The sequence below is a fragment of the Methanobrevibacter sp. genome (assembly GCF_017406825.1).
Taxonomy (GTDB): Archaea; Methanobacteriota; Methanobacteria; order Methanobacteriales; family Methanobacteriaceae; genus Methanocatella.
In genome coordinates this window covers 1-10,554 of sequence record NZ_JAFQXT010000009.1, presented here as the reverse complement: position 1 = coordinate 10,554, position 10,554 = coordinate 1, and the positions used below count along the sequence as shown (strand labels likewise).

The window sequence follows — 10,554 nt, the reverse complement described above, 5'->3', positions numbered from 1 at the left end:
TCTTTAAAGATCTTCTTTGTCTTGCAGGATATAATTTCATTACTTCCTCTAAAGACATTTCTTGTAATTCTTCAAGAGTATAACCTTTATATTTAAATATTTTTCTTGCCAATGAAACACCCTCTATCTATCTTTTTAATCCTGTTCTCTTAGCTGCAATTGAACCAACTTTTCTTCCTGGTGGTGCATGTCTTGAAACAGTGGTTGGACGACCAGGATGTTGTCTGTTACCTCCCCCGTGAGGGTGATCAACAGCATTCATTGCTACTCCTCTTACAGTCATGAACTTCTTACCTTTAGCTTTATAAGCATGCCATTTTTTACCAGCTTTAAGGAACGGTTTATCTTTTCTACCTCCACCTGCTACTACACCGATACTGGCGCGGCAGTTAGGGTTTAAGTATTTTAATTCCCCTGATGGTAATTCAACAACAGTTTGGTTAGCGTCATGAGTTACAACATTAGCATAAGTTCCAGAAGATCTTACAAAACGACCTCCGTCTCCAGGAGTGTTTTCGATATCATAAACTGGGGTACCTTCAGGAATTTCAGCAAGAGGTAAAGTATTACCGAATTTGATTGGTGCAGAAATACCGCATTCGATTTCATCATCAACTTGAATGCTTTCAGGTGCTAAGATATATTTCTTTTCACCATTTTCGAATTTGACTTCTGCGATTGGAGCAGTTCTTGCTGGATCATGAACTATGTCAATGACTTTTCCTTTGATACTGCCTTCTTTTTCTAATGCATCGTAAGATCTGTATCTGATTTTATCTTTAAAACGATGAGAAGCTACACGGTGAGCAGGAGTTCCTCTTCCTCTTCTTTGGTGGATTAATCGTTTACCCATTTTTCATTCCTCCTTAGAATACTCCTAATCTTACGGCGAGTTCTTCTGCCATTTCTTCTTCAACAAGTTTAATGTATGCTACTTTTTCACCTTTAGTAGTAATGTGAGTATTGACTCTTGCTACTTTTTCTTCGTATAACTCTTCAAAAGCATGTTTGATTTGTTTTTTGTTAGCTTTACGGTTAACGACGAATGAAATTTCATTGTTTAAATCAATTAAATTCATGGTTTTTTCAGTAACATGAGGTTTAATAATAATTGAATATGAATCCATAATAATCACCTTATTTATCCAAAATTATTGGAATAAACCTCCTAACTTTTCAACAGCTGATTTGGTGTAAACAGTGAGTCTTCCTGGGTGAGTACCTGGTGCTAACAATTCAGCATTTAAGTTTTCAACAACCACAACATCTACACCAGCGTGGTTTCTTGCACCTAAGGAAATTCCTTTATCTTCACCGACTACAACAAGAGGTCCTTTTACTTTTTTGTATTTTCTTCCTCTGGTTTTACCTCTACCAGCTCTGATTCTTTTACCTTCTTTGGCACGGATGACATCATCATAAACCCCTAAGTTTTGGAAAATTTCACGGGTTTGTTTAGCAGTTTTTACTTCTTCAATGTCATCTTCAACAATGATAGGCACTTGAGCTAAATCATCAACAATGTGACCTCTGTTTTCAACAATTTCCTTATTGGTAGTTGCTGCAACAGCTGACCTGATTGCAAATCTTCTTTCTTTTATGTTGATTTTTTCATGATGATTTTTTTCAGCTCTTGTTGGGTGTGCTTGTCTACCGCCAATAGCCATTGGTACGAAAGCTGCTCTTGAACCATTTTTAATCCTAGGGACTCTTGCGGTACCTCTACCTGAACCCCATCCTTTGGCTGAAGTTCTTTTACCTGCCATTGGGTCATTACCCCATGGTTGTACTCTAGCAGATTGTGCAGAAAGTACAGCTCTTTTGATTAAATCTGGTCTGTACACTTCATCAAAAATAGCTGGAAGTTCAATTTCTTCTTTGACTTCCCCATTAATAGAATAAACATTAACTTTCATGATTATACCCCTTGTTTAGATTTTGTACTTATGTAGTTTATTTGAGGTATATCCTCAGCTTTATTATTAGGTCTGATAGGTTGTCTTAAGATTACTAATCTTTTGGAAGGTCCTGGAAGGGATCCTTTTACTAAAACGTAATCGTTTTTGACAAGTCCATATTTAACAAATCCTCCGTCTGGGTTGATTTGATCAACTTCATCAGCTGATGCAATTTTTAAAATTCTCTTATTGAATTCTGTTCTTTTGTGATAACCCATTTGACCTGCTTGAGCTACAGTCCACATGGTTCTTCTTGGAGTCCAAGGACCAATAGAACCTACGTGTCTACCTTTACCTGCTCTTACAGCTTTACCGTATTGGATTCTGATTCCCCATCTTTTTACTACACCTTGGAATCCTTTTCCTTTTGTAGTTGCGATTGCATCAACAAATTCTCCTTCATTGAAGATTTCACTAGCTTTTACTTCGTTACCTAATAATTCTAATGCGGTATTTAATTTTTCTTCAGGATTTGCTCCTCCAATTCCACATTCAAATATATCCGGTTTTTTCTTAGGTACGCTAGTTACTTTTGGATTTGTGTGTACTAAGACTCTAATTTCTTCTGTGTTTTCTAATGCACCTTGTATTTTTGCAATAGCTTCAGATTTATTGTATTCTTTAGGAAGGGAAATCTTCCTTGAGAGTTCTTGATCTAAATTGTCTGCAAGTACTTCGGTGATTACTTTCAAACCACGAGAAGTTTTTTCATAAGCTCTAATTCCCATTACTACGACCGGAGGCACTTCTAATACAGTTACTGGAGTGAAAACATCCATCCCTTGGGTTGGAGAGTTTTTATCAGTATCAGTTACTAAAGCGTGAGTCATTCCGACTTTATAACCTGCGAGGCCGAGTAATTTTGGTTCATCTGATTCTGGCCAAGATTTTATTCTTGGGGTTTCTTTAGCTGCTCTTTTTCTTGGACTGAAAGCAACAGACCCTTTTCTTGGCTGATGATGTCTAACCATTTAATTTAACCTCCTTATTTATATTTTTCCTTTATTTTTAAATTATTTTAATTTTTTTACTTTGATAGTCAAATAAACAACTATCAAGCGAGTTTGATGAAATAAATTCATCGAAATGATAAATAGCTACAAACAAGTCTGTAACTAGATAAACATTAAATTTCAATATATTCCATTGAGTCTAAGCTAATTGAAGCACTGTCGAGAATATATTCAATGTATAAATCATTCTGTGCTAAGATTATTTTTAGGAGAGTCCTAAAAATATTCATGTATAAAAAGTTGAGCAAGTTATCTATTAGTAGTGTAAAACTAATATTTTAAAGAGAATTAAAATCTCATAAAGTTAAATAAAGAAAGTGTAGCGACAACTGCCTCTTCAGTTCTAACAGTTTCAGTTCCTTGTCCCGGAAGGGTATTCACTTTATACAAATCCCATTCAGGATTTGAAACATCTTCTGAAATTGAAGAATAAGGGCCACCAAATAAAATAGCAATACTTTTACATTCATCTACTTTATGTTTTAATTCATTAAAAATAGAATCAATATAATCTCCATATCTTGTTGTTTCAACAACAAGATCAGGTTTAATTAATTTTAAGCTATTTTTAAGACTCTTATTAGAGGACATTACTTTATATCCCCAGTAAACGTCATCTGGTTTATCAGGTGTGACTATTACTTCTTTCTTAGCTATTTTAGTAATCTTAAAGTCAAAAATTTTTTTAACAGTAAGTTGCTCTTTACAGAATGCAAGTTCATCCATACCAATATCCACAAAAGTTCCTTTCTTATTTCTTTTAACGGTGAATCCTTGTCTATAATCTCCCACGTCTGGTTGACTATTAACAGGATGATGAGGAGTCCTGAGTGGCGGAAGGATACCTACATGCTTAAGTTCAGCTTTTATAGGAATAGCCTGTTTCCTCAAATACTGAGGAGTATTCATATAATTCAAAACTTCAGCAATAAAAGCTCCATCCTCTTCTCCATCCACATTCTTATCATGATTATCATTATAAACAATCACATTATCCGCTTTAAAAATGGCTAAAGCTCTTCCTATAATCCCCACCTTATAGGTACGGATTTTAAGATCTTTAGACTCAGAAAGAAACGAGTTTGGAATAAATATAGATAGCTCATCTTTATACATTAGTAATACTTTTGGCAAGTAAACTATATAAAGATTACCCTACATTTACATAGCTATCACTAAATAGACTTACACATTTACAAGATATTATATCAATTATAATATCTGTAGCTCTTTTTATGCTACCAACTTTTTTATACTCAGAGAATATATTAATATAAAATATATACCAACCACTATATAAAGGTATTGTTTTTTGAATGAAAAAATTAGAATTTTAAAAAATAGAATTATTTTAAAATTGCTCTTATGACAATTACATCAACATTTTGCTTTTCTTTAGTATGAAAGTCATAAATTTTCGGAATTGGAAATTCATACCTGAATATATGGGTAATTTCCAAACCATTGTCATCATAATATTTTATTAAAAACTCTTCTGTGGACTGCATATGAAATGAATATATAACCTCGCAATTCAACCCTATGGCTTTTTGAACAAATTTTAAATCCTGACCGGAATCCGCATTTTTCTGAGATCCGAAAGGAGGATTTTGAAAAACAGTATCGACATTCATGCTTTCATTAAAATCATCAATATCACTGGCAATGAAATTTAAATTAGGCAAATCCAATTTATCCTTAACTCCATTTGCAAGATTAATTGAATCATCATCAACATCCACACCAATTGATGAATTCGCCCCCATTAATGCAGATCCTATAGCGAAGATTCCAGTTCCGCAACCTAAATCGACAACATCCTTATTTTCAACATCTCCAAGTGAATAAGCATTCCAGATCAAATCCGAAGCAATAACGGATGGGGTGGTGTACTGTTCAAGACCCACCTTAGGATTAGGGTGAGAAGGTATTGATTGGAGCCTCATTTCCAAATGTTTTTTACGAGCAATCTTTTTCATCTAATAAAATATTTAAATTATTTAGTATATAATTATATATTGAATGAAAAAATTACTTTGAGGTTTCGCATGTTTGAAAAAGTATTAATTGCAAATAGGGGAGAAATCGCCATTAGAGTAATGCGTGCTTGTCGTGAACTCGACATAAAAAGCGTGGCAATCTACTCCGATGCGGATAAAACTTCTCTTTATACAAATTATGCTGATGAGAGTTATCCTTTAGGAAATCCTTCACCAGCAAAATCATATTTGAATATCGAAAAAATTATCGATATTGCACTTGAATCAGGCGCTGATGCCATTCACCCAGGATATGGGTTTTTAGCTGAAAACGCTAAATTTGGAGAAGAATGTGAAAAAAACGGAATTAAACTTATTGGACCTACCGGAGACGTGATTAATAAAATGGGAGATAAAATTACATCAAAAGCTCTCATGAAAAAAGCAGGAGTTCCTGTTATTGAAGGAACACCGGAAGGTGTTACTGATATTGAAGAAGCTAAAGAAATAGCACGTCAAATCGGATATCCTGTAATTGTCAAAGCTTCAGCAGGAGGTGGCGGAATTGGTATGCGTGCAGTTTATGAAGAAGATGAACTTGTACGTGCAATTGAATCAACACAGTCCGTTGCTTCAACAAACTTTGGAGATTCAACCGTATTTATTGAAAAATACCTTGAAAAACCACGTCACATTGAATTCCAATTATTGGCTGACGAACATGGAAATGTTATTCATGTAGCAGACAGGGAATGTTCAATTCAAAGAAGACACCAAAAACTCTTAGAAGAGGCTCCTTCCCCAATCATGACTGAAGAGCTAAGAGAGGAAATGGGAGGAAGTGCAGTTAAAGCCGCAGAATATATTGGATATAAAAGTGCAGGAACTGTGGAATTTCTATATGACAACGGAGAATACTACTTCCTTGAAATGAATACTCGTATTCAGGTTGAACACCCAATCACTGAATTGATCACCAATACTGATTTAATCAAAGAACAGATTAAAATTGCAAACGGCGACGAATTAAGTTACCAGCAAGAAGACATTAAAGTAACTGGACATGCAATCGAATGCCGTATCAATGCTGAAGACCCTCTTAATGACTTTGCACCGAATCCTGGTAAAATTACCGGTTACAGATCCCCTGGTGGACCTGGTGTACGTCTGGACAGTGGAGTATACATGAATTATACCATTCCAACATTCTACGATTCAATGATTTCAAAATTAATCACTTATGGAAGAAACAGAAACGACGCTATTAATAGAATGAAAAGAGCATTGAGCGAATATATCATTTTAGGTGTAAAAACTACAATTCCTTTCCATAAGGCAGTTTTAAGGAACCCTAACTTTATTTCCGGTGATTTGAATACTCATTTCATTGATACCTATAAAAAAGGCATTGAAGCAGAAATGAATAATGTAATTGCAGAAGACATGGACTATGTGAACAGATTGAAATCCACATTCATGCCCGGCAAAAAAATTGCTGCAATTTCAGCTGCAGTTGGATCATACCAAAATCAGGCACATCACAAAATGCAAAAGAAATAAATTTTTAGAGGTTTTATAATGAAAGATGAAATATTAACCTTATTAAAAAAAGAAAAGAAACTTGCACAGGAAACAATCGATGAACTCAAAGATATTGAAATTCATGATTTTGCAAAATTAGTTGAAGAAGTTGGAAAATCAGATACAGAACACATAAAAGCTTCCGAAATCTCTAAAGATTTAAACACCGAATGGGTGGGAAAAAACTTATTCATATTCAATGAAGTAAAATCAACAAATACCGTGGCTAAATTCCTAGCGACAAACGGTGCTGAAAACGGAACCGTTATAATCTCAGAAAAACAGACAGACGCAAGAGGAAGATCAGGGAAAGCATGGGAATCTCCGGAAGGTGGAGTATGGTTATCAGTAATTGTTACTCCTAATGTCCACTACTCAAAACTCCCATTAATTACATTAGCCACTGGAGTGGCAGTTGCAAAAGCAATAGAAAGAACCGGAATAACTTCTGCTGAAATCAAATGGCCGAATGACATCATGATTCATGATAAAAAGGTCTGCGGAATATTAACGGAAGCGGTAACCCAATACAATTCAATTGAAAATGTCATTATAGGAGTTGGAATCGATGCAAACATCGATGTCAACGACTTCCCTGAAGAACTAAAAAACGGAACAACCACTATTGCTGAGGAACTTGGAAGAAAAGAAGATGAAAACGTTTTAATAAGATACTTCCTAGAGGAATTTGAAAAAATAGCAATACAATTCAACAATGAGGAATATGAAGCTATTCTAAAAGAATGGAGAAAACGTTCATACAGCATCGGCAAAATTGTCGAAGTTAGAGAACCTTTCAACAAGAACTACGATGCTTATGTTGTAGGCATTGGTAAAGAAGGAGCTTTAATTGTTGAAAAAATTGATGGAACCTTAGAAAAAGTAATTTCCGGAGAATGTATAATCAAAAACTAAAATACAATCTCCCTGCATTTTTCTTCATTTGTGATTACGTCAAGTAATTTCTCAAATGAAGATTCTATTTTTTTTGTTAAATCTTTTAAGTCCAAATTAAATGCATCGCTTGTTGACAAATCAAATCTTATTGTAGCAGATGCACCAGGCATTCCCACAGCAGGAATTGTTATGATTCCAAAATCCTTTAATAATATAAATGAAAATACGAATGCCAAATCATTATCGGATAAGTTATGAGGAATATTAATCTCATTTGCCAAATCTTCAGGGGAAATCATGACTCCTGTTGGTGTCTTTTCAAAGTTATTGAATTTTGAGCCTAACAAATCAAATAGCTGATCTTTCCTATCAAAACTGTTAATCAAGTTATCTTCATTGAAATTCTTTATTCCGTTTAACATTGCAAGTACTGCAGGAGGCTGTGCTTCAAGACCAAACTGATTAACCTTGATTTTGATTTCATCAATCAAATCCTTACGTCCTGCCATGAGCCCTCCTCTTGGACCCGGCATTAGTTTATCGGTGCTTGTAATTGCAATGTCTGCGCCCAAATCGCATGCTCTGGCCTGATTGAAAACAACTGTTCTTAATCTTGCTCCTGAAGCGTCATCGACCATCACTGGAATATCCTTTTCATGAGCCATTTCAATTACTTTTTTAAATTCGCATTCATCGATTACCTTATGGTCCATTGTAGAGCCGGTAACGACAACCAATGAAGTATTTTCCGGAATCGAAAATTCATCAAAAACATCAGTTTCAAAGTAATTGGCTCCAACTAACTTACAGCTGCGAGGAATGGAAGGATGGGCAGGTAATTCCGCAAGATAATGTACGACATTAGAATCTTTTTTGACTAATGTTAAGATAGTGGCCAGAATCCCTGAAGAAGTTCTATTAAGGGGGATGACTTTTTCTCCACCCATATGCTCTATTCCAACTTCCTGAAGGGCATCCTCAAAAATGGCCGGGCCGACATAAGTTTCCAGAAGACTTATTTCTGATTGGCTGGCAATGAATCCTCCAGATAGCCCAGTTAAATCAAATAAAAATTCGCGCCCTTTATTATCAACAATATCCTTAATTATAGAAAGGGCTTTTTCTCTTTTTTTAACTTCATCTAATGAATTATTAACTATCATCTAATCAGAGTCGTCTAATTCTAATTTGAAATCGTTGAAGAATTCAATGATTGATTTTAATTGTTTTTCATCAATTTCAATGTTAGTATACTCTTCATCTTCAGGTATTCCATAAAAGTAGTCTGCAAATAAAACTTTGCCTTCAGGGGAAGTGATAATAGTAATACCGTCCGAAAGTTTGTCAGGATTTTTATTTTGGAATTCAAGCTCCAAGGAAATGCCTATTTTTTCAGAAAACTTTTGTTTCTCTTCAGGTTCTCTGTTGCATTTTCTAATTTTGGTCATTCTTGATTTTAATTTTTTCTCAGCAAGTTCATCAATATTAGCCATTAATTACACATCCTCAAAAATTCTTCACTAAGTAATAATTATAATTTAAAATATACTATAAATCAATCTTATATATAAGTATTTTTATATGTTCAATCGTACAAACTATTTCCTTCACTATCCATTGCGACTATAAGCGGTCCAAAATCCTTAACTCTCAAATTCCACATTGCTTCCGGCATTCCCAAATCCAGCCAATCCACACTTTCAATTTCTTCAACGGCATCGACATATAAAGCCGCGCAACCACCAGTAGCTACCACATATAATGCATTATTACGGATTAAAGCCTCACGAACAGTGTCATCCATTCCACCTTTGCCTATGACAATCTTGACGCCCATATCCAAAACATCACTCTGATAAGGATTCATCCTCATGGATGTTGTAGGTCCGATTGCCACCATTTTATAATCTCCTTTATCTTCAGTTATAATCGGCCCTGCATGGAAAAGCACTGCTCCCTCAATATCCAATGGAGCGCCCTTCTCGATTATGCGTTTGTGCGCCTGGTCTCTAGCGGTCAGGATATTCCCAGTTAAATAAACAACATCCCCTGCTTTTAAATCTGTCAGACTTTCATCTTTAATCGGAACTTGTAACTTTTTTTCCATTTATCCACCTATAATAATAATGTATTTATTAAAAAAGAATATAACTATTAAATATATAAAATTTTTTGCTTTAATAAAATTAATGGTTAGGAATAATACCGGGGAAGAAAATGTCAAGTATGAGTAGTGTTGCAGGACTGTCAAAATACATTCAAACCCTGCCAAAAACAAAATATTCTGTAATTGGAATGATGATAATAAGTTTTCTGATTGGAAGCACTTATTATTTAATTGATTTGACACCTAACCACGGAATCCTTGAAGATTTCATATTAGGAGGATTGTTCGGTTTCTGTGTCCTTGGCATATCCTCAATTATGAGCGGAGCACTGAATCAACAAGTTATAAGCTCATTTCATGGAATTAACTTAAAGATGAAACATTCCATGTTCCTATCTGCTCTTTCCATGACCATTTTAGGAATTTTTGTTATTTTAGGATGTATTGTTTCAAGGATAATACATGTCGACATTTTTATAAATTCAATGATATTTGCCTGTGTTTTGATATATGGATTTAATACTTTAGTTTTCTGGGCAACAGCCAAAGTTAGATTCACAATAGCTGCACTGACAGGATTTATCCAACCCCTGCTTATCATTGCAATGTATATATCCATCTCATTTTTATTTATCGACACCAGTTTTATGGGTTCGGTGATAATGCAGGTTATGATTAAAGCGCTAGTCGCATCAGTCATATTCGTTTTGGCAATATATGCATTCATTAAGGTTATTGCTTCACCATTCAAGAAAAATTTGGGAATTGGAGTGTTGGATTTATTAAGTTTATTCATTGCACATATGAATGAGGGATCAAACTCCCTTGAAGGACTGTTTGAAAACATGAGTGAATCCATTGATACCCTCGTAACATTCATTAGTTTTAAAACAGGAAATGGCATAAAAGCGTTATTCATTTCTCCGTCAGTACATCCCGGACCATTGGGTGATTTGGGAGGATCCAATATGCCTACACTTCTTGCAAATAAATTCGACCATTTCACAATGGTTGCTCAT

Annotated in this window: 12 protein-coding genes and 1 pseudogene; 3 read left to right on the top strand and 10 right to left on the bottom strand. The window is 34.8% G+C overall.

Annotated features, from left to right (window positions below; genetic code table 11):
• The 7 genes and pseudogenes from rps19p to IJF99_RS01420 form a co-directional block, all read right to left on the bottom strand.
• A pseudogene (rps19p, locus tag IJF99_RS01450) lies at positions 1-112 on the bottom strand (30S ribosomal protein S19); the annotation flags it as partial.
• Positions 113-127: 15 nt separating this feature from the next.
• Complete coding sequence (locus IJF99_RS01445) at positions 128-853, bottom strand: 50S ribosomal protein L2 (RefSeq protein WP_292791085.1); 726 nt, start codon at positions 851-853, stop codon at positions 128-130.
• A 13-nt stretch (positions 854-866) separates the two neighbouring features.
• On the bottom strand, positions 867-1,127 hold the full coding sequence (locus IJF99_RS01440; RefSeq protein WP_292791082.1) for a 50S ribosomal protein L23: 261 nt from the start codon (positions 1,125-1,127) through the stop codon (positions 867-869).
• A 24-nt stretch (positions 1,128-1,151) separates the two neighbouring features.
• Positions 1,152-1,916, bottom strand: coding sequence for a 50S ribosomal protein L4 (gene rpl4p / locus IJF99_RS01435; protein ID WP_292791079.1), 765 nt, complete (start codon positions 1,914-1,916; stop codon positions 1,152-1,154).
• A 2-nt stretch (positions 1,917-1,918) separates the two neighbouring features.
• On the bottom strand, positions 1,919-2,929 hold the full coding sequence (gene rpl3p, locus IJF99_RS01430; protein WP_292791077.1) for a 50S ribosomal protein L3: 1,011 nt from the start codon (positions 2,927-2,929) through the stop codon (positions 1,919-1,921).
• Positions 2,930-3,259: 330 nt separating this feature from the next.
• A complete protein-coding gene (locus IJF99_RS01425) occupies positions 3,260-4,087 on the bottom strand; it encodes a putative RNA uridine N3 methyltransferase (RefSeq protein ID WP_292791075.1) in 828 nt (275 codons plus the stop codon).
• Positions 4,088-4,317: 230 nt separating this feature from the next.
• Positions 4,318-4,950 carry an METTL5 family protein gene (locus IJF99_RS01420; RefSeq protein ID WP_292791072.1) on the bottom strand — a complete coding sequence of 211 codons (633 nt, stop codon included), beginning with the start codon at positions 4,948-4,950 and terminating at the stop codon, positions 4,318-4,320.
• A 69-nt stretch (positions 4,951-5,019) separates the two neighbouring features.
• Here IJF99_RS01420 and IJF99_RS01415 point away from each other — a divergent pair, with 69 nt between their 5' ends.
• Both IJF99_RS01415 and IJF99_RS01410 read left to right on the top strand, forming a co-directional pair.
• Entirely contained in the window at positions 5,020-6,510 is a 1,491-nt protein-coding gene (locus IJF99_RS01415; RefSeq protein ID WP_292791069.1) for an acetyl-CoA carboxylase biotin carboxylase subunit, read from the top strand.
• 18 nt (positions 6,511-6,528) lie between these two features.
• The gene (locus IJF99_RS01410) at positions 6,529-7,446 is read left to right on the top strand and encodes a biotin--[acetyl-CoA-carboxylase] ligase (RefSeq protein WP_292791067.1); all 918 of its coding nucleotides are present in this window, start codon (positions 6,529-6,531) and stop codon (positions 7,444-7,446) included.
• Here IJF99_RS01410 and IJF99_RS01405 read toward each other — a convergent pair.
• The 3 genes from IJF99_RS01405 to IJF99_RS01395 form a co-directional block, all read right to left on the bottom strand.
• Positions 7,443-8,591: a TIGR03576 family pyridoxal phosphate-dependent enzyme gene (locus tag IJF99_RS01405; RefSeq protein ID WP_292791061.1), complete on the bottom strand. Its 1,149-nt coding sequence runs from the start codon at positions 8,589-8,591 to the stop codon at positions 7,443-7,445. The two genes, IJF99_RS01410 and IJF99_RS01405, sit on opposite strands and share 4 nt — an antisense overlap.
• Positions 8,592-8,921: a hypothetical protein gene (locus IJF99_RS01400; protein WP_292791058.1), complete on the bottom strand. Its 330-nt coding sequence runs from the start codon at positions 8,919-8,921 to the stop codon at positions 8,592-8,594. It lies immediately after the preceding gene.
• Positions 8,922-9,013: 92 nt separating this feature from the next.
• Positions 9,014-9,535 carry a FumA C-terminus/TtdB family hydratase beta subunit gene (locus IJF99_RS01395; protein WP_292791055.1) on the bottom strand — a complete coding sequence of 174 codons (522 nt, stop codon included), beginning with the start codon at positions 9,533-9,535 and terminating at the stop codon, positions 9,014-9,016.
• 110 nt (positions 9,536-9,645) lie between these two features.
• Here IJF99_RS01395 and IJF99_RS01390 point away from each other — a divergent pair.
• Positions 9,646-10,554 (top strand): DUF2070 family protein (locus IJF99_RS01390; protein ID WP_292791053.1); only part of this gene is annotated, 909 nt, incomplete at its 3' end.

Bases quoted from the DNA above. Each gene is read 5' to 3' on its own strand.
- IJF99_RS01445 (WP_292791085.1), bottom strand. From the start codon at position 853: ATGGGTAAACGATTAATCCACCAAAGAAGAGGAAGAGGAACTCCTGCT.
- IJF99_RS01440 (WP_292791082.1), bottom strand. From the start codon at position 1,127: ATGGATTCATATTCAATTATTATTAAACCTCATGTTACTGAAAAAACC.
- rpl4p (WP_292791079.1), bottom strand. From the start codon at position 1,916: ATGAAAGTTAATGTTTATTCTATTAATGGGGAAGTCAAAGAAGAAATT.
- rpl3p (WP_292791077.1), bottom strand. From the start codon at position 2,929: ATGGTTAGACATCATCAGCCAAGAAAAGGGTCTGTTGCTTTCAGTCCA.
- IJF99_RS01425 (WP_292791075.1), bottom strand. From the start codon at position 4,087: ATGTATAAAGATGAGCTATCTATATTTATTCCAAACTCGTTTCTTTCT.
- IJF99_RS01420 (WP_292791072.1), bottom strand. From the start codon at position 4,950: ATGAAAAAGATTGCTCGTAAAAAACATTTGGAAATGAGGCTCCAATCA.
- IJF99_RS01415 (WP_292791069.1), top strand. From the start codon at position 5,020: ATGTTTGAAAAAGTATTAATTGCAAATAGGGGAGAAATCGCCATTAGA.
- IJF99_RS01410 (WP_292791067.1), top strand. From the start codon at position 6,529: ATGAAAGATGAAATATTAACCTTATTAAAAAAAGAAAAGAAACTTGCA.
- IJF99_RS01405 (WP_292791061.1), bottom strand. From the start codon at position 8,591: ATGATAGTTAATAATTCATTAGATGAAGTTAAAAAAAGAGAAAAAGCC.
- IJF99_RS01400 (WP_292791058.1), bottom strand. From the start codon at position 8,921: ATGGCTAATATTGATGAACTTGCTGAGAAAAAATTAAAATCAAGAATG.
- IJF99_RS01395 (WP_292791055.1), bottom strand. From the start codon at position 9,535: ATGGAAAAAAAGTTACAAGTTCCGATTAAAGATGAAAGTCTGACAGAT.